This window comes from Erythrobacter sp. HL-111 (genome assembly GCF_900105095.1).
Classification (GTDB): domain Bacteria; phylum Pseudomonadota; class Alphaproteobacteria; order Sphingomonadales; family Sphingomonadaceae; genus Erythrobacter.
Genome location: NZ_LT629743.1, coordinates 1,980,319 through 1,996,354, shown reverse-complemented (window position 1 = coordinate 1,996,354; position 16,036 = coordinate 1,980,319). Strand labels below are relative to the sequence as shown.

Below are 16,036 nucleotides of genomic sequence, written 5' to 3'. Positions count from 1 at the left end.
CCCGGTCAGGAAATGATCCCGACCGCCTTGCCCGCCCGTTCGAACATGGCGAGGATCGTCTCCACCTCCTCGGTCGTATGCTCCGCGCACAGCGAACAGCGCAGCAAGGTCATGCCCGCCGGTGTCGCGGGCGGCCGGGCAAGGTTGACGTAAAGGCCTTCTTTCAGCAGCGCTTCCCACATCATCGCCCCGCGCTCGAGATCGGGCATGATCACCGCCACGATCGCGCTCTGCGGTTCGCTGGTCCCGAGCTCGAAGCCCAGTCCCGTGAGCCCGGCGTGCAGCCGCTTCGAATTCTCCCACAGGTGCGCGCGCTTGTTGGCGCCGTGCATCAGCTTGCGGATCGAGGTCGCAGCGGTCGCGACCACGCTCGGCGGGAGGCTGGCGGTGAAGACGTAGGGGCGGCAGACCAGCCGCAGGATCTCGAATTTCGGATGGTTCGAAACGCAGAAGCCGCCGACCGTTCCGACGCTCTTGGAAAAGGTGCCGATGATGAAATCGACGTCGTCGATCACGCCCTGTTCCTCGGCCACGCCGCGCCCGTTCGCGCCGATGAAGCCCATCGAGTGCGCCTCGTCGACGAGCACCATTGCGCCGTGTTTCTTGGCCACCGCGACCATTTCCTTTAGCGGAGCGACGTCGCCGAGCATCGAATAGACGCCTTCGAGGATGACGAGCTTGCCCGCGTCTTCGGGAATTCGCCGCAGCCGCTTCTCCATCGCCTCGATGTCGTTGTGGCGGAAGGGGACCACCTCGGCCTTGCCCATGGCGCAGCCGTCATAGATCGAGGCGTGGCTGTCGATGTCGAGGACGATGTAGTCGCCCTTGCCGGCGATGGTCGAGATGATGCCGAGATTGGCCTGGTAGCCGGTCGAGAAGACCATCGCATGGTCCATCCCGTAAAACTCGCGCAGCGCGTCCTCGCACTCCTTGTGGCCCTGGTAGGTGCCGTTGAGAACGCGGCTGCCGGTCGTCCCCGACCCGTATCGATCGAGCGCCTCCTTGCCCGCTTCGAGCACGTCGGGGTCGAAGGTCATGCCCATGTAGTTGTAGGTGCCCAGCAGGATCGTGTCGCGCCCGTTGCAGATCGCGCGCGTCGGGCTCAGCACCTTTTCCATCACGAGGCTGAAGGGATCTTCGACCCCGCGTGCGAGCAGGGCTTCGCGGGTCTGGATCACGGGATCGAATTTGGCGAAGAGATCGCCCTTGCTCGCGGCGGTTTCCGCCGGGGGGGGTGTCATGTCGTTCATGGACGGGCCTTGTATCAGCTATCCTGCAGCTTGTGCACCGCGCTGACGAGTTGGCCATAGGTTTCGATCTCGGCCTGCTGGTTCATGCTGATGATGATGTCGAATTCGTCCTCGATCGCGGCGACGAAATCCATCACCGTCAGGCTGTCGAATTCGAGGTCGCCGGCGAAGGTCGTCCCGGGCGCGATGTCGACTCCCTTCTTGTTGAAAGGCTCGATCAGGGCGCGGATGCGCTCGTCGACTTCGGCTTCGGTCATGGCGGGAGGGGCTCTTTCTGCTGGACGGCGCAGGGGCGCGCAATCCTCGACCCAAAGCGGCTCGATGCCCGCCTTGTCAAGCCCGGAACCGATCGCGAGGTGCCGGGGCAAGGCCGCGGGAGGCGCGCATTTCGAGCCGCGGCGGGGCCGCTTCGGCTAGCTCGGCAGAAGCGCTTTCACCGCGCTCATGAAAGGGCTGATCGAGACCGGCTTGGCCAGGTAACCCGATGCCCCGGCGGAGCGGATGCGGTCCTCGTCCCCCTTGGCCGCGAAGGCGGTGACGGCGAGCACCGGGATTTCGCACAGCGCCGTGTCGCGCCTAGCAGCCTCGATCAGCTCCACCCCGGAAACGCCTGGCAACTGGATGTCCATGATGATGAGGTCGGGCGCGGTGGCCCGGGCCGTTTCCAGCACCTTGCCCCCGTCGGCCACCGGCTCCACCTCGAAACCATTGGCCCTCAACACGTCGCAGAACAATTTCCGGTTGAGGTCGTTGTCCTCGACCACCATTATTCGCTTCGTCACAGCAGCGCCCCGTTCTGTCTCGGGGACAAGCCTAACCCCGCCAGGAGGTCACCACAATCCCGGATCGCCCCGAACCCGCTTTCGGCCGGAGCACCGTGAGCGCAGCCACGCTCGCGCTTGCCGCGCTCGGCTGGGTGCTGGAGGACGACGAACGCGCCGACCGCTATCTCGAACTGACCGGGCTCGATCCCGATTCGCTGCGTGCGGGGCTGGGCGATCCGATGGTCCTCGGCTCCGCGCTCGATTTTCTCGCCAATCACGAACCCGACCTGCTCCGCGCGGCCGAGGCGCTCGCCGTCACGCCCGAGGAACTGATCGCCGCCCGAAAGGAACTCAACCGATGAGCCGCCCCCTGATCATCAGCGACTGCGACGAGGTGCTGCTGCACATGGTCGCCCATTTCAAGCAATGGCTCGAGGAAAGCGAGGGCGTCACGTTCAATCTCGAAGGCCACGACTTTGCCCATGCCCTGCGCTGGCAGGAGAGCGGCGAACTGCTCGAACCGGCCGCAATCTGGCGGATGCTGGGCCGTTTCTTCGATCGCGAGATGGATCGCCAGACCCCGATCGAGGGCGCCATCGAGGGGATCAACGCGCTCGCCAGACAGGCGGACGTGGTGATCCTGACCAATCTCGTCGACGAACGGCGCGAAAAGCGGGCGCAGCAGCTGGCCGCGCTCGGCATCCATGCCCGCGTCTTCACCAACCAGGGGCCGAAGGGGCCTGCGCTCAAGAAGATCGTCGAGGAATTCGCGCCGAGCCGGGCGATCTTCATCGACGACCTCGCGCAGCATCACGCCTCTGTCGCGGAAATCGCGCCTGCTGTCGTGCGCCTGCACATGTGCGGCGAACCGATGATTGCAGGCACGATCGACTGCGCGCACAAGGCGGGCCATGCCGAAGCGAGGATCGACCGTTGGGCCGATGCGTTGCCCTGGTTGATCGACCGGATCGAAGGGGAACTGCAATGACGATCGAGAAACGCCTGGCCGAACTCGGCCTCGTCCTGCCCGAACCCGCCGCGCCGGTCGCGAGTTACGTGCCGCTGGTCCACCAGGGCGGCTTTGTCCATGTCTCGGGACAATTGCCTTTCGTCGACGGCGGACTGGTGACGGGCAGGCTGGGCGAGGATGTCACGATCGAGGACGGGATCATGGCCGCGCGCGCCTGCGGGATGATGATCCTCGCCCAGTTGAAGGCGGCTGGCCTGCTCGATCGCGTCGAGCGGATCGTCAAGCTCGGCGCCTTCGTCAATTCGGCGCCCGATTTCACCGATCAGCCCAAGGTCGCGAACGGGGCGTCCGACCTCATGTCCGAGGTGTTCGGCGAAAAGGGCCTCCATGCCCGTGCGGCGGTCGGCGTGCCTGCCCTGCCGCTCGGCGCGGCGGTCGAGGTCGATGCGGTGATCGCCATTTCGGGATGACCGCCCGCGCCGCTCCCGCCTGGCTTACGGCCCACGAATATGCCCATCGCGGGCTGCATTCGCCGGGCGTGCCGGAGAACTCGCTCGCAGCGGCCGAGGCAGCGATCGCGGCTGGCCTGGGGGTGGAATGCGATGTCCAGCGCAGCCGCGACGATCATCCGATGGTGTTCCACGACTGGGACCTCGAGCGACTGGCAGGCGAGACCGGCGCGACCGAGGATCGGGTCGCAGACGATCTCGAAGCGCTTCGCCTGCTCGGCACCGACCAGCACCCGGTCCGATTGACGACATTCCTCGAGGTCGTGGCTGGCCGCGTGCCGCTGCTGATCGAGATCAAGTCGCGACGGGGCTACGATGTCGAAAGGAGCTGCGTCGCCGTCAGCCGCCTGCTCAACGGCTATGCCGGCCTTTGTGCAGTGATGAGTTTCGATCCGCGGGTCTCGCGCTGGTTCCGCCGCCATTCGCCGGGGACCCCCTGCGGACTGGTCATGCGGGAGGACGAGCGCGGCGACACGCAGAAGGCCTGGCAGCGCAGGCTTGCCGTGTGGATCGCGAGGCCGGATTTCCTCGCCTATCACATCGCCGCGCTACCCAGCGGATGGGTCGCGAAGTTGCGTTCCTCGGGGCTGCCGGTGCTGACCTGGACAGTCGATTCGCCCGAAACCCGCAAGCGAGCGCTGGCCCATGCCGATGCGCTGATCGCCGAGGGAGCGGGTCTGGCATGAGCGAAGGCGACGACGCCCTGACCGTCCGCCTCGCGCCCGCTGTCGGCGAGTTCGACCGCCGCCAATGGAACGCGCTCGGAGGGAACCGCAACCCCTTCGTTTCCCACGAATTCCTGTCCGCGATGGAGGATTCGGGCAGCGTCGGGGAAGGGACCGGCTGGGACCCGGCCCCGATCGTCGTGACCGACGCGGGAGGCACGCTGCGCGCTGCCTTGCCGAGCTATGCCAAGGGCCACAGCCAGGGCGAATATGTCTTCGATCACAGCTGGGCCGATGCCTGGCACCGCGCGGGCGGGCGCTATTATCCCAAGCTCCAGATCGCCGCGCCCTTCACCCCGGCGAGCGGGCCACGACTGCTCCTGTCCGACCCTGCGCTTGCGCTGCACCTCATCAAGGGTGCCGAAACTGTGTGCCGGCAGAACGGCCTCTCCTCCGCCCATGCGACCTTCATCGAAAAGGAGCAGGTCGCCCTGTTCGAGGAAGCCGGCTGGCTGATTCGCAACGACATCCAGTTCCACTGGCTCAACCGCGGCTACGACAACTTCGAGGACTTCCTCGCCGAACTCGCCTCGCGCAAGCGCAAGAATCTCCGCAAGGAGCGTGCCGCGGCGCAGGAAGGGCTGCGTATCGAGCGGCTGAGCGGGGCCGACATCCGGCCGCACCACTGGGACGCCTTCTGGATCTTCTACCAGGACACCGGCGCGCGCAAATGGGGGACGCCCTACCTGACGCGCGCCGCGTTCGATCTGCTGGGAGAACGGATGGGCGAAAAGATCGTGCTGATCCTCGCCTTTGACGGAGACGTGCCGATCGCGGGCGCGCTCAATTTCATCGGCAGCGACGCGCTCTACGGGCGCTATTGGGGCTGCAGCAGGGACGTGAAGTTCCTGCATTTCGAGCTGTGTTACTATCAGGCGATCGACATCGCGATCGAGCTCGGCCTGCCGCGGGTCGAAGCCGGGGCGCAGGGCGGGCACAAGCTGGCGCGCGGCTACGAACCGGTGCAGACATGGTCGGCGCACTGGCTCGCCGATCCCGGGTTTCGCGCGGCGGTCGCCGATTTCCTCGAACGCGAGCGCGAAGGCGTCGCGAGCGACCAGCTCTTCCTGGGCGACCGGACCCCGTTCCGCAAGGCGGGCGGGGACTGACCGTTCAGGCCGCGCGAATCCTCTCGTTGGCCAGCCACTGGCGCGCCCGGCGCTGCGCCTCGGCGATTTCGCGCGCGGTCATTTCCTCGGCGATGTCCGCCCGGCTCCAGGCGGCTTCCTCGTGGCCGCGGGCGGCGGCGAGGTTGAACCACTTGTGCGCTTCGACGAGGTCGGCCGGCGCATCGTGGCTGGCTGTGGAATAGGCAACGCCAAGATCGAACAGCGCCGCGACGTCGCCGGCCGAGGCGGCCGCAATGCGCGCGGCAAGCGCGATGTCCTGATCGGCGCCATCGGCCGGCTGGCAATCGGTCCCCTGCACCCTCGAGAATTGCATGTGTCACTCCCCATCCTTCGCGGAACCGACCCCCTTGCGGTTCCTCCGGTGCAGAGAAGTCATGGATCGTGGTCAAGAATAGGTTAACGCCGCGTCGATTTCCTCCCCGCAAGTCCCCGTATTCCCCCGCTGCGGGCTTCGGGAAGGACGCGGCAGGCTCTTCTTCGCAATTCGGCTTGTGCCCCCCTTGGCGCTTCCCTATAGGCGCGGCGAGGCTTCGGCCGTCCGGAAAGCAGGCGCCCGCATTGCTGTCGGCGTCGGCGCGCAAGGGCGGCGGCGCGGGAACTTGCGGGGCAAGAGCATCTCATGGGATCGGCTACGTCGGACGACATCGACATTCTGGAAAAGGCCAAGCGAATGCTGGAGCCTGATTACGTTCCGAGCGAAGACGAAGAATACATGAACGAACGGCACCAGGCCTATTTCCGGATGCTGCTCATCGAATGGAAGCGCTCGATCCACGACGCCGCGGGCCAGACGCTCCAATCGCTCCAGGACGGACCGATCCGCGAGGCCGATCTCAACGATCGCGCGTCGAGCGAGACCGATTGGGGGATCGAGCTTCGCACCCGGGACCGCCAGCGCAAGCTCATCGCCAAGATCGACGCCGCCCTGCGCCGCCTCGACGAGGGCGAATACGGCTATTGCGAGGTGACCGGCGACCCGATCGGGCTCAAGCGCCTGATCGCGCGGCCGGTCGCGACCATGACGGTCGAGGCGCAGGAAGCCCACGAACGCCGCGAAAAGGTCTCGCGCGACGACTGACCTTCACGGTCCGGAACGCTTGCGTTCCACTATGGCACAGGGCCTCCGGGCACGGGCTGCCGGAGCCGCACGTTAAGCTTGCGTTTACCGCGTCGCCATACTCACGATCCCGCGGGTCGAATTGGGTCGGCCCCGAGGTTCGCAGCCGAAACCCGGCTGGACCGATCCGAATGAATTCGAAAGGAATGCCCGCTTGCGGGCCGAAGGAGGCGGACCGATCATGACCGGTGTCGACACGCGCAGCGTCGCTCGCGACAGCCTGTTCCTGCTTGCCGATCTCAGGATCGAGGAGGGCGAGGAAACGCACCGCGTAAGGGTCCGCAACCTGTCGGACGGCGGCATGATGGGCGAAGGCAGCCTGCGCGTCCGGCGGGGGGACCGCGTCCGGGTCGAACTGCGCAATATCGGCCCGGTGCGCGGAAGCGTCGCCTGGGTGCAGGATGATCGATTCGGGGTCGCCTTCGACGAGGAGATCGATTCGCAGCGCGCGCGCCGTCCGATCGCCAATGGCGTCGACCTAGGCCCGCTCCATGTCTACCGCGCCCCGCCGCCGCCCGATCCGAAGACCTTTCGCAAGGTCTGACCTTCGGCTCAGGCGGTTCCTCGCGGACATCCCAATCAGGCGCTTGAAGCGCGGGCCAATCAGGCGCTGAAAGCGCGGGGACACGGTGCTAACACCCAGGGAGATGCGATTCCTCGCCTGCCTGCTTGTCGCGATCCTCGCTGTGTCCTGCGGCCCGTCCCGCGACGGCAGCCCGATCGACGTCGCCATCATCGGCGATGCCGAGGGGCTCTTCGCCGAGGGCGTGCGCCTGTCCCCGGCCGCCCAGCACCTGCGGGCCGCCACCGCCGAAGGGCTCGTCGCGCTCGATCCGGCCGGGCAGGTGATCCCCGCGATCGCCGAACGCTGGATCGTCACCGACGACGGGATGAGCTACATCTTCCGCCTGCGCGATTCCGCCTGGCCCGATGGCGATACGATCACCGCGGCCGGGGTCCGGCGGCTCCTGCTCGCGCGGCTGGAGCAACTCGAGGGCACCTCGCTCGGTCTCGACCTTGCCAAGATCACCGATGTGCGGGCGATGACGGGGCGCGTGATCGAACTGCGCCTCTCCAGCCCGATGCCGCAATTCCTCCGCCTCCTCGCCCAGCCCGAACTCGGCCTTGTGCGGTCCGGAAGCGGGGCGGGGCCGATGATCATGTCGCGCGACGAGGAAGAACAGGCGCTCGTGCGGCTGAGCGCGCTGCCGCCCGAGGACCGCGGCCTGCCCGCGCGCGAGAACTGGGAGGAATACGCCCGCCCGCTGACCCTGCGCGCGATGCCGGCAGAGGCGGCGGTGGATGCGTTCTCGACCGGCGAGGTCGATCTCGTGCTCAACGGCAAGCTCGCGACGTTCCCCCTCGCCGAGCTCGGCCCGCTTTCGCGCGGGACGATCCGGGTCGATCCGGCGCTCGGCCTGTTCGGCCTGCTGGTGGTTTCCGACGCGGGCCTGCTCGCCGAACCGGAGCGCCGCGAAGCGCTCTCGATGGCGATCGACCGGGCGACGCTGATCGAACCGTTCGGCCTCGGCGGGTGGCAGCCGACCGAATGGATCGCCCCGCCCGGCCTGTTCGACCCCCCGGCCCCCTTTCCGTCCAGCCGCTGGCCCGATCTCCAGTTCGAGCAGAGGCGGCTCATCGCGGCCGCGCGGATCGCCGCCTGGTCCGCCGAAACCGGCGAGGAACCCGTGCTCCGGGTCGAATTGCCGCCCGGCCCCGGCAGCGCGATCCTGCTGCGCGAGATCGCCCGCGACTGGCAGGCGATCGGGGTGAGGACCGAGCCGGTCGACCCCGGGGAAGAAGCGGACCTCGTGCTCAGGGACCGGCTGGCGCGCTATTCCTCGCCGCGCTGGTTCATCAATCAGTTCAACTGCCGGCTCGACCTTGGCCTGTGCGAACCGGAAGCGGATGAACTGGCCCGGCAGGCGCTGGTCCTCGACGACCCGGCCGAGCGGCGCCGACTTCTCGTCGAAGCCCACGCGGCCCTGGTCGACGCGGAAATCTTCATCCCGCTCGGCCCGCCGGTGAGGTGGTCGCTCGTGCGCGGCGCGGTCGGGCCGTACGAGGCGAACCAGTGGGGTCTCCACCCCTTGTTCCCACTCACCCAACCCACCAGATGAGGGGTATGGAAAACAAGCCGCACGCCGCGACGAAGGCCCGCCCCATGGCGATCACCCTGCCGACCGGGACCGATCCCGCCTCGGTCCGGCAGCGCGTGGAAGCGATGGAATTCCTGCTCGAGCGGAGCCTTCGCATTCCCGGCGTCAAGGTCCCGATCGGCCTCGACGGGCTGGTCGGCCTCGTGCCGGTTCTGGGCGACGTGATCACCACGCTGCTCGGCGCCTACATCGTCTGGGAAGCGCGCAATCTGGGCCTTTCGAAGTGGCAATTGACCCGGATGGGCGCCAATGTCGCGTTCGACGCCGTGCTCGGGCTTGTCCCGGTGGTGGGCGACGCGGCCGATTTCTTCTTCCGTTCGAACACCCGCAACCTGAAGATCCTGCGCCGCCATCTCGACCGGCATTTCCCCGAAACCCGCGTGATCGAGGGCTAGTTTCCTCGCCCGCACGCCTGCGCTAGGGCGACGGCATGAGCCGCGACGTCACCTATTCGAGCTATCTCGATCTCGACCGGATCCTGGCCGCCCAGCATCCGGCCTCGGGCGCGCATGACGAGATGCTCTTCATCATCGTCCACCAGGCGAGCGAATTGTGGCTCAAGCTGTGCCTGCACGAACTGGCCGAGGCCCGCGCGCGGATCGAGGCAGACGACCTCAGGCCCGCCTTCAAGATGCTCGCCCGCGTCGCCCGCGCGCAGCAGCAGCTCATCCAGAGCTGGGACGTGCTCAGCACGATGACCCCGCACGATTATTCGCGCATCCGCCCGCACCTCGCCTCGTCGAGCGGGTTCCAGTCGGCGCAGTACCGGATGATGGAGTTCATGCTCGGCGGGCGCGATGCGAAGCACGTCCGGCTTCATCGCGGGAACGAGGGGTGGGCCGGGCGGCTGGAGGCCGAGACCGGCCGGGCGAGCCTCTATGATGCCACGGTCCGCCTGCTCGCCCGGCGCGGCCTTGCGATCGCGCCGGAGGTGCTCGAACGCGACGTGGGGGCGCCGTGGCGCCACGATGCGAGCGTGGAGGCGGCCTGGGCGGCGATCTACCGCGAGCCGGAGGCGCATTGGGACCTCTACGAACTGGCCGAGAAACTGGTCGATCTCGAATATCATTTCCAGCGCTGGCGGTTCGGCCACCTCAAGACGGTCGAGCGCATCATCGGTTTCAAGCGCGGGACCGGCGGGACGCCGGGCGTGCCCTATCTCGAAGGGGTGCTGAAACAGGCCTTCTTTCCCGAATTGCTGAGCGTGAGGACCGCGATATGAGCCGGCGCATCCGCGACATTTCGCAGCGCCTCCATCCCGGCCTGCCGGTCTGGCCCGGTGACACGACTTTCGTCCAGGCGCGGACGTGGCGGATGGAGGATGGATCGCCGGTCAATGTCTCCGCGCTCACCCTGTCGACCCATTCGGGCGCTCATGCCGACGCGCCGCTGCATTACGCGCAAGGCGCGAGCGACATCGCCGGGGTCGATCTCGATCCCTATGTCGGGGAATGCCTCGTGGTGGATGCGCGCGGCGCCGGGCGGCTGATCGAAGTGGGCGACATACCCCCTCTCCAGGGTGCCGAACGCGTGCTGTTTCGCACTTTCGAGCGTTTTCCGCAGGAGCAATGGGCGGGCGAGACGACGGCGCTCGCGCCCGGGACGATCGAATGGCTGGCGGGGCAGGGGGTCCGGCTGGTCGGGATCGACGGACCTTCGATCGACCCGCAGGATTCGAAGGACATGCTCGCCCACAAGACGGTGCTGAAGCACGACCTGCGCGTACTCGAAGGGCTGGTGCTCGATGGCGTCGAGGAGGGGCGCTACGAGCTCATCGCCCTCCCGCTGCCGATCGTGGGCGGCGATGCCTCGCCGGTGCGCGCCGTGCTGCGGGACCTCGCATGAGCCTGGCCGGGCGCGCCCGCGAACGCGATGCGGCCGACCCGCTCGCGCCTTTCCGCGAACGCTTCGTCCTGCCCGAAGGCGTGATCTATCTCGACGGCAATTCGCTCGGCGCCCTGCCGCGCGCGACACCGCCCGCGATGGAGCGCACGCTGCGGGAGGAATGGGGCGAGGGGCTCATCCGCAGCTGGAACAGCACCCGGTCCGGGGCCGGCTGGTTCGAGATGGCGCAGCGGATCGGCGGCAAGATCGCCCCCCTGATCGGGGCAGCCCCCGAAGAGGTCATCGCCTGCGATTCGACCAGCGTGAACCTGTTCAAGCTGATCGCTGCCGCGCTCGACATGCGACCGGGGCGCAAGGTGGTCCTGTCCGAACCGGGCAATTTCCCGACCGATCTCTACATGGTCGCGGGGCTTGAGCGGCAGGGGCTGGCGGAGCGTCGGCTCGCCCCGCGCGAGGAACTGGCCGCGGCTCTGGGCGGGGACGTGGCGCTCCTCATGCTGACCCACGTCCATTACAAGACGGGTGCGATGCACGACATGGCGGCGCTGACGAAAGCGGCGCACGCAGCGGGGACGCTGGTGTTGTGGGACCTGTCCCATTCGACCGGCGCCGTGCCGGTCGACCTCGCGCGCATCGGGGCCGATTTCGCGGTCGGCTGCGGCTACAAATACCTGTGCGGCGGCCCGGGCGCCCCCGCCTTCGCCTATGTCGCGCAGCGGCACCATGGCGATCTCGCCCAGCCGCTGACCGGCTGGTTCGGCCACGCTACGCCCTTCGCCTTTTCCGACGATTACGAGGCCGCCCCGGGCGTGGAGCAATTGCTGTGCGGGACCTCGCCTGTTCTCGGCCTGACCGCGCTCGAAGTGGGGGTGGACCTGATCGCGGAGATCGGCGTCGAACGGCTCCACGCCAAGTCGCGCGCGCTGTCCGGGTTCTTCCTCGAATGCCTTGCCGAACGGGGCCTTGCGCTCGATCTCGCGAGCCCGGCCGACAGCGCGGTGCGCGGGAGCCAGCTCTCCTTCCGGCACGAACGGGCCTATCCGATCTGCCAGGCGCTGATCGCTCGCGGCGTGATCGGGGATTTCCGCGCGCCCGACATCCTGCGGCTCGGCTTCGCGCCCGCCTATCTCTCCTTTACCGAGATCGCCGAGGCCGCCCGCCACCTTGCCGAGGTAATCGCGGGGGAGGAATGGCGGCGTCCCGAGTTCAATCGCCGCGCGGCCGTGACCTGAGCAGGTCGACCCGGTTCATTCGGTCCGGGGCCGGCGGCACGAAGGCTCCGCGTGCTTCCCCGAATCCTGCAGGAATTCCTGCGAGAGGCGGCAGAAGGTCACGCTTCCAGTTCGATGTCCCAGTAGAGCCAGTCGCGCCAGGTTTCGTGGAGGTAGTTGGGCGGGAACAGCTTGCCATGCTGCTGCAATTGCCAGCTGGTCGGCCGGATCGGCTTCATCCGCACCGGCATCGCCGCCTGTTGCGGTGTCCGCCCGCCCTTCTTCATGTTGCACGGCGCGCAGGCGGTGATGATGTTCTCCCACGTCGTGCGCCCGCCCAGCCGTCGCGGGATCACGTGGTCGAAGGTCAGGTGATCCCCGCTGCCGCAATACTGGCACTGGAAGCGGTCGCGCAGGAAGACGTTGAAACGGGTGAAGGCGGGGAACTCGCTCTGCTTCACGTATTGCCTGAGCGCGATCACGCTCGGGATCTTCATGTCGAGGCTGGGCGAATGGACCTCGCGGTCATAGCTCGCGACGATGTCGACCCGGTCGAGGAACACCGCCTTGATCGCGGTCTGCCAGGGCCACAGGCTCAAAGGGTAGTAGGACAGGGGCGTGTAGTCCGCGTTGAGCACGAGCGCGGGACATGCCGACAGGTTGCGCGTCGGGTCTTCTTCGCTGCTCCGGAACCGAGCAGCCCTTTCGATCAGTTCGGCGTGAAACACGCTAGGCGTTCCTCCCTGATTTAACGGACCATGCCGTGGCAAGGAAAAGAGTCAATGCCATGACACCGCGCTTATCCACCGCGGCAAGCTGTCGATAGGCTGTGGATAGCCTGGGGGCAAATCGCCTCCGAGCCGCGGCATGATGGGGTTCCGGCGCAGTTTGTGGCAGAACGCCATCCTGTGGAAATCGTCACCCGCTTCGCCCCGAGCCCCAATGGCCCGCTCCATCTCGGCCATGCCCTTGCCGCGATCGTGGCGCATGACCTCGCGCGCGAAGCGGGCGGCCGATTCCTGCTGCGGATCGAGGATATCGACGGGCCGCGCTCGCGCCCCGACATGGCCGACGAATTCCGCCGCGATCTCGAATGGCTCGGGCTCGAATGGGAGGATGTCCCGGCCCAGTCGACCCGGCTCGACAGCTATGCCGCCGCTGCCGGGCGCCTGCGCGAGCGGGGCCTGCTCTATCCGTGCACCTGCACGCGCCGCGAGATCGAGGTCGCCGCGAGCCGCAAGGGCCCCGAAGGCTGGGTCTACCCCGGGACCTGCAAACGCCGTCCGCCCGATCCCGCGCTGCCCGCGGCGCTGCGGCTCGACATCGAGCGGGCGCTCGAGGCGACCGGCGAACTGCGCTGGATAGATGCACTCGCCGGGGAACAGGTGGCGGACCCGGGCAGGGGCGGCGATGTCGTGATCGTCCGCAAGGACCTGCCGGCGAGCTACCACCTCGCCGCGACGCTCGACGATGCGGCGGACGGCGTGACGCTGGTGACGCGCGGGGCCGACCTGTTCGAGGCGACCCACGTCCACCGCCTGCTCCAGGCGCTGCTGGGCCTGCCCGTCCCGCGCTGGCACCACCATCGCCTCCTGCTCGACGGGGAGGGCCGCAAACTCGCCAAGCGGCGCGGCTCGCCCGCCCTGTCCGACCGGCGGGAGGCGGGCGAGGACGGATTGATGCTTGCCCGGCAACTGCGCTTCCGGAATTTGCAGCTTGGAACCTGAACAACAAGAGGCCATTGTGCACTCATGGAATATGTTCTCATCGCGGCGCTCGTCTTCCTGTGCATCATGGTCCTCGTGTCCCTGATCCGCGGAGTGGTGGCCTTCCTCAGGACCACCAAGATCGATCTCGAATCGGGTGAGGGCGAAACCGCGACCGACATGCAGCTTGCCCAGAACAAGGCGATGTTCGCGCGGATCAAGTACCAGGCGCTCGCGATCGTCGTGGTCGCGATCATCATCGCGGTCGCGCGCTAGACGCGCCGCCGCCCAGCGCATAGGTGCCGGCCCCATGGTCAAGCTCAACCGCATCTACACCCGCACCGGCGACGACGGCACGACGGGGCTCGTCGACGGTTCGCGCGTTCCCAAGCATTCCTTCCGCATCGAGGCGATCGGCCTTGTCGACGAGGCGAACAGCGCGATCGGCCTCGCCCTTTGCGCGATCGCCGACCAGGCGCACCGCGCCCTGCTGACGCGCGTGCAGAACGACCTGTTCGACCTCGGCGCGGACCTCGCGACGCCGGCCGAGGATGGAGATTTCGCGCCGTCCGAAATGGTGCTGCGGATCGCCGCGTCCCAGGCCGAATGGATCGAGAGCGAGATCGATGCGCTGAACGGGAAGCTCGAACCGCTGACCAGCTTCGTCCTGCCCGGCGGGAGCGAGGCTGCGGCGCGCGTCCACATTGCCCGCGCAACCACCCGCGCGGCGGAGCGGGCGATCACCGCGCTTGCTGCGGAAAGCCCGGTGAACCCGGCCGCCGCGGCCTATATCAATCGCCTGTCGGACCTGCTTTTCGTCCTTGCCCGGGTGCTCAACGACAACGGCGCCTCGGACGTCAAATGGGTCCCCGGCGCGAACCGCTAGCTATACTTCTGGCCTTTGCCCGCGGCTCCCGCTAACGCGCGGGCTCGAATGCTGCAGTTGCGAAGGAGTCGAAATGCGGAACGTCGCCGTCATCGGGGCCGGGCAGATGGGCACCGGGATCGCCCAGACCGTCGCCTGGCACGGAATGAAGGTCATGCTCGCCGATGTCGACCTTGACCGGGCCGAGGCGGGCAAGGCCAATATCGAAAAGGCGGTGACCCGCCTGGTCGGGCGCGGCAAGCTCGAGGCGGACGAGGCCGAAGCGCTGCTCGGCCGGATCACGCCGGTTCCCGATTACGCCCCGATGGAAGCCGCCGACCTGATCATCGAGGCCGCGACCGAGAAGGAGGAGATCAAGCAGGCGATCTTCGAGGGCGCGAGCAGGGTGCTCGGCCAGGGCGCGATCATGGCGAGCAACACGAGCTCGATCCCGATCACGCGCATGGCGAACCATTCGCCCGATCCCAAGCGGTTCATCGGGCTGCATTTCTTCAATCCGGTGCCGGTCATGGGCCTGATCGAGGTCATCCCCGGCCTCGCCACCTCGCAGGAGACGACCGACGCCGTCATCGCCTTCGCCCGCGGGCTCGGCAAGGAAGTCGTGCTGAGCCAGGACGAACCGGGCTTCGTCGTCAACCGCATCCTCCTGCCCATGATCAACGAGGCGGTCTTCGTGCTCGGCCAGTCGACCGCGGGGATCGAGGATATCGACAAGGGCTGCCGCCTCGGCCTCAACCACCCGATGGGGCCGCTCCAGCTTGCGGATTTCGTCGGGCTCGACACCTGCCTCGACATCCTCATGGTGCTCTACAAGACCACCCGCGACAGCAAGTATCGCCCGGCGCCGCTGCTGGTGAAATATGTCGAAGCCGGCTGGCTCGGGCGCAAGACGGGGCGCGGCTTCTACGACTACACCGGCGGGGCGCCCGTTCCCACGCGCTGAGAGGGGGCGGCGACGGAACATCGGCCGCCGCCCGACCGTTGGTTTTGCAAAGGAGATTTTGCATGACCGACCGCAACGGCACCGACCGCAAGGACACCGACCGCAAGGACAATGTCAGCCAGGAAGAGCGCCAGTCGGGCCTCGCGCCCGAGACGCACAGCGACGAGCAGGACGACCACCGCCAGCAGGCGCAGGAAGTCGCCCGCGAGGCGCAGGCCGAGGAAAGCGCGGCGCCCGGCGGCACCGAAAGCCGCAAGGCTCCTTCGCCCGGCGTCGATAACGTTGCGGGCCATGAACGCGACCTGATCGACGAGATGCGCGACATGGAGGACAAGGGCCGGATCGACCATTCCGCCTATGCCGGCGAGCCGAACCACGACGACAACACCGGCAAGTACGACGGCAAGGAGCGCTAGGCTCCCGCCCGTCCGCTTCAGTCGTCCTCGGGGTATCCGTTCGTCTCGGCGTAGGGCGAGCCGTCGCCTTCGAGGATGACGTAGTCCTCGCCCACGGGATCGGTCGAAATGACCGGGTTGGGATTGAACCCTTCCGCGTCGTCGATCGGATCGGCGTTGCCGAGGTCCTCGAGCGGGGCGTCGTACCAGCCCTCCGGCGGTTCGGGCTGGGCGTAGGCATCGCCCCCGTTCGTGTCATCGGGATCGGGGCCGGGCTCGGGATCCTCGATCACGTATTCGGGTTCGGCCGGACCCGTTCGGCCCACCCCCTCGAAATTCGCCGCGACGAAGCCGGCGCCCGCGATCACCACCGCGGCGAAGGCGAGTGCGGTCCGCGAATTGTCGAACAGGATGCGCGCCATGACG

General features: G+C 67.6%; 23 protein-coding genes. 17 read left to right on the top strand and 6 right to left on the bottom strand.

All coding sequences use genetic code 11. The features are described from left to right. Window positions 1-5: 5 nt before the first annotated feature. The 3 genes from BLU08_RS09425 to BLU08_RS09415 all read right to left on the bottom strand — a co-directional run bounded on the left by BLU08_RS09425 (window position 6) and on the right by BLU08_RS09415 (window position 2,032). Complete coding sequence (locus BLU08_RS09425; protein ID WP_369816777.1) at window positions 6-1,250, bottom strand: aminotransferase class I/II-fold pyridoxal phosphate-dependent enzyme; 1,245 nt, start codon at window positions 1,248-1,250, stop codon at window positions 6-8. Between the two features lie 14 nt (window positions 1,251-1,264). Beyond that, window positions 1,265-1,507 (bottom strand): acyl carrier protein, encoded by a 243-nt coding sequence (locus tag BLU08_RS09420; protein ID WP_090201218.1) that lies wholly within the window; start codon window positions 1,505-1,507, stop codon window positions 1,265-1,267. Between the two features lie 156 nt (window positions 1,508-1,663). Next, the gene (locus BLU08_RS09415; RefSeq protein ID WP_090198716.1) at window positions 1,664-2,032 is read right to left on the bottom strand and encodes a response regulator; all 369 of its coding nucleotides are present in this window, start codon (window positions 2,030-2,032) and stop codon (window positions 1,664-1,666) included. Between the two features lie 95 nt (window positions 2,033-2,127). Between BLU08_RS09415 and BLU08_RS09410 the strand changes: the two genes are divergently transcribed. Genes BLU08_RS09410 through BLU08_RS09390 form a run of 5 tightly spaced genes read left to right on the top strand, consistent with a single transcriptional unit; the run spans window position 2,128 to window position 5,327 of the window. After that, window positions 2,128-2,376, top strand: coding sequence for a DUF3572 family protein (locus BLU08_RS09410; RefSeq protein WP_233995922.1), 249 nt, complete (start codon window positions 2,128-2,130; stop codon window positions 2,374-2,376). Continuing rightward, a complete protein-coding gene (locus tag BLU08_RS09405) occupies window positions 2,373-3,002 on the top strand; it encodes a hypothetical protein (protein ID WP_090198710.1) in 630 nt (209 codons plus the stop codon). The genes BLU08_RS09410 and BLU08_RS09405 overlap by 4 nt, the downstream gene beginning before the upstream one ends. Continuing rightward, window positions 2,999-3,454 carry a RidA family protein gene (locus BLU08_RS09400; protein ID WP_090198707.1) on the top strand — a complete coding sequence of 152 codons (456 nt, stop codon included), beginning with the start codon at window positions 2,999-3,001 and terminating at the stop codon, window positions 3,452-3,454. Before BLU08_RS09405 ends, BLU08_RS09400 begins: the two co-directional genes overlap by 4 nt. Next, window positions 3,451-4,179, top strand: coding sequence for a glycerophosphodiester phosphodiesterase family protein (locus BLU08_RS09395; RefSeq protein ID WP_090198703.1), 729 nt, complete (start codon window positions 3,451-3,453; stop codon window positions 4,177-4,179). Before BLU08_RS09400 ends, BLU08_RS09395 begins: the two co-directional genes overlap by 4 nt. Further along, the gene (locus BLU08_RS09390) at window positions 4,176-5,327 is read left to right on the top strand and encodes a GNAT family N-acetyltransferase (protein ID WP_090198700.1); all 1,152 of its coding nucleotides are present in this window, start codon (window positions 4,176-4,178) and stop codon (window positions 5,325-5,327) included. The genes BLU08_RS09395 and BLU08_RS09390 overlap by 4 nt, the downstream gene beginning before the upstream one ends. Before the next feature lie 4 nt (window positions 5,328-5,331). Here the strand turns inward: BLU08_RS09390 and BLU08_RS09385 are convergent, their stop codons facing one another. Then, window positions 5,332-5,661, bottom strand: a complete 330-nt coding sequence (locus BLU08_RS09385) for a hypothetical protein (RefSeq protein ID WP_090198697.1) — start codon at window positions 5,659-5,661, stop codon at window positions 5,332-5,334. A gap of 306 nt (window positions 5,662-5,967) precedes the next feature. Between BLU08_RS09385 and dksA the strand changes: the two genes are divergently transcribed. From dksA to kynU, 7 genes are all read left to right on the top strand, one after another. Beyond that, window positions 5,968-6,426 (top strand): RNA polymerase-binding protein DksA, encoded by a 459-nt coding sequence (dksA, locus tag BLU08_RS09380; protein WP_090198694.1) that lies wholly within the window; start codon window positions 5,968-5,970, stop codon window positions 6,424-6,426. A 220-nt stretch (window positions 6,427-6,646) separates the two neighbouring features. After that, complete coding sequence (locus BLU08_RS09375) at window positions 6,647-7,009, top strand: PilZ domain-containing protein (protein ID WP_090201216.1); 363 nt, start codon at window positions 6,647-6,649, stop codon at window positions 7,007-7,009. A gap of 85 nt (window positions 7,010-7,094) precedes the next feature. Beyond that, window positions 7,095-8,585: an ABC transporter substrate-binding protein gene (locus BLU08_RS09370; RefSeq protein WP_233995921.1), complete on the top strand. Its 1,491-nt coding sequence runs from the start codon at window positions 7,095-7,097 to the stop codon at window positions 8,583-8,585. Window positions 8,586-8,590: 5 nt separating this feature from the next. Beyond that, window positions 8,591-9,019, top strand: a complete 429-nt coding sequence (locus BLU08_RS09365; protein ID WP_233995920.1) for a DUF4112 domain-containing protein — start codon at window positions 8,591-8,593, stop codon at window positions 9,017-9,019. A 35-nt stretch (window positions 9,020-9,054) separates the two neighbouring features. Then, window positions 9,055-9,846 carry a tryptophan 2,3-dioxygenase gene (locus BLU08_RS09360; RefSeq protein WP_090198691.1) on the top strand — a complete coding sequence of 264 codons (792 nt, stop codon included), beginning with the start codon at window positions 9,055-9,057 and terminating at the stop codon, window positions 9,844-9,846. Then, entirely contained in the window at window positions 9,843-10,469 is a 627-nt protein-coding gene (gene kynB, locus BLU08_RS09355) for an arylformamidase (RefSeq protein ID WP_090198688.1), read from the top strand. Before BLU08_RS09360 ends, kynB begins: the two co-directional genes overlap by 4 nt. A gap of 2 nt (window positions 10,470-10,471) precedes the next feature. Next, entirely contained in the window at window positions 10,472-11,701 is a 1,230-nt protein-coding gene (gene kynU / locus BLU08_RS09350; RefSeq protein ID WP_090201209.1) for a kynureninase, read from the top strand. Window positions 11,702-11,799: 98 nt separating this feature from the next. Here kynU and BLU08_RS09345 read toward each other — a convergent pair whose 3' ends face one another. Beyond that, window positions 11,800-12,408 (bottom strand): HNH endonuclease, encoded by a 609-nt coding sequence (locus tag BLU08_RS09345; RefSeq protein WP_090198685.1) that lies wholly within the window; start codon window positions 12,406-12,408, stop codon window positions 11,800-11,802. 180 nt (window positions 12,409-12,588) lie between these two features. Between BLU08_RS09345 and gluQRS the strand changes: the two genes are divergently transcribed. The 5 genes from gluQRS to BLU08_RS09320 all read left to right on the top strand — a co-directional run bounded on the left by gluQRS (window position 12,589) and on the right by BLU08_RS09320 (window position 15,631). Beyond that, window positions 12,589-13,407, top strand: a complete 819-nt coding sequence (gene gluQRS / locus BLU08_RS09340; protein ID WP_233995919.1) for a tRNA glutamyl-Q(34) synthetase GluQRS — start codon at window positions 12,589-12,591, stop codon at window positions 13,405-13,407. Window positions 13,408-13,431: 24 nt separating this feature from the next. Continuing rightward, window positions 13,432-13,662, top strand: coding sequence for a hypothetical protein (locus tag BLU08_RS09335; RefSeq protein WP_090198682.1), 231 nt, complete (start codon window positions 13,432-13,434; stop codon window positions 13,660-13,662). A 34-nt stretch (window positions 13,663-13,696) separates the two neighbouring features. Then, a complete protein-coding gene (locus BLU08_RS09330) occupies window positions 13,697-14,272 on the top strand; it encodes a cob(I)yrinic acid a,c-diamide adenosyltransferase (protein WP_090198679.1) in 576 nt (191 codons plus the stop codon). Window positions 14,273-14,345: 73 nt separating this feature from the next. Next, window positions 14,346-15,215: a 3-hydroxyacyl-CoA dehydrogenase NAD-binding domain-containing protein gene (locus BLU08_RS09325; protein ID WP_090198676.1), complete on the top strand. Its 870-nt coding sequence runs from the start codon at window positions 14,346-14,348 to the stop codon at window positions 15,213-15,215. Between the two features lie 62 nt (window positions 15,216-15,277). Beyond that, window positions 15,278-15,631, top strand: coding sequence for a hypothetical protein (locus BLU08_RS09320; protein ID WP_090198672.1), 354 nt, complete (start codon window positions 15,278-15,280; stop codon window positions 15,629-15,631). A 17-nt stretch (window positions 15,632-15,648) separates the two neighbouring features. On the opposite strand, the gene BLU08_RS09315 is transcribed toward BLU08_RS09320, so the two are convergent. Further along, window positions 15,649-16,032: a hypothetical protein gene (locus BLU08_RS09315; protein WP_090198669.1), complete on the bottom strand. Its 384-nt coding sequence runs from the start codon at window positions 16,030-16,032 to the stop codon at window positions 15,649-15,651. Window positions 16,033-16,036 lie beyond the last annotated feature (4 nt).

Coding starts and splice junctions, on each gene's coding strand:
- BLU08_RS09375 (WP_090201216.1), top strand. CDS start 6,647: ATGACCGGTGTCGACACGCGCAGCGTCGCTCGCGACAGCCTGTTCCTG.
- BLU08_RS09420 (WP_090201218.1), bottom strand. CDS start 1,507: ATGACCGAAGCCGAAGTCGACGAGCGCATCCGCGCCCTGATCGAGCCT.
- BLU08_RS09385 (WP_090198697.1), bottom strand. CDS start 5,661: ATGCAATTCTCGAGGGTGCAGGGGACCGATTGCCAGCCGGCCGATGGC.
- BLU08_RS09330 (WP_090198679.1), top strand. CDS start 13,697: ATGGTCAAGCTCAACCGCATCTACACCCGCACCGGCGACGACGGCACG.
- BLU08_RS09315 (WP_090198669.1), bottom strand. CDS start 16,032: ATGGCGCGCATCCTGTTCGACAATTCGCGGACCGCACTCGCCTTCGCC.
- BLU08_RS09405 (WP_090198710.1), top strand. CDS start 2,373: ATGAGCCGCCCCCTGATCATCAGCGACTGCGACGAGGTGCTGCTGCAC.
- BLU08_RS09335 (WP_090198682.1), top strand. CDS start 13,432: ATGGAATATGTTCTCATCGCGGCGCTCGTCTTCCTGTGCATCATGGTC.
- BLU08_RS09400 (WP_090198707.1), top strand. CDS start 2,999: ATGACGATCGAGAAACGCCTGGCCGAACTCGGCCTCGTCCTGCCCGAA.
- BLU08_RS09390 (WP_090198700.1), top strand. CDS start 4,176: ATGAGCGAAGGCGACGACGCCCTGACCGTCCGCCTCGCGCCCGCTGTC.
- kynB (WP_090198688.1), top strand. CDS start 9,843: ATGAGCCGGCGCATCCGCGACATTTCGCAGCGCCTCCATCCCGGCCTG.
- BLU08_RS09365 (WP_233995920.1), top strand. CDS start 8,591: ATGGAAAACAAGCCGCACGCCGCGACGAAGGCCCGCCCCATGGCGATC.
- BLU08_RS09360 (WP_090198691.1), top strand. CDS start 9,055: ATGAGCCGCGACGTCACCTATTCGAGCTATCTCGATCTCGACCGGATC.
- dksA (WP_090198694.1), top strand. CDS start 5,968: ATGGGATCGGCTACGTCGGACGACATCGACATTCTGGAAAAGGCCAAG.
- BLU08_RS09320 (WP_090198672.1), top strand. CDS start 15,278: ATGACCGACCGCAACGGCACCGACCGCAAGGACACCGACCGCAAGGAC.
- BLU08_RS09325 (WP_090198676.1), top strand. CDS start 14,346: ATGCGGAACGTCGCCGTCATCGGGGCCGGGCAGATGGGCACCGGGATC.
- BLU08_RS09425 (WP_369816777.1), bottom strand. CDS start 1,250: ATGAACGACATGACACCCCCCCCGGCGGAAACCGCCGCGAGCAAGGGC.
- BLU08_RS09395 (WP_090198703.1), top strand. CDS start 3,451: ATGACCGCCCGCGCCGCTCCCGCCTGGCTTACGGCCCACGAATATGCC.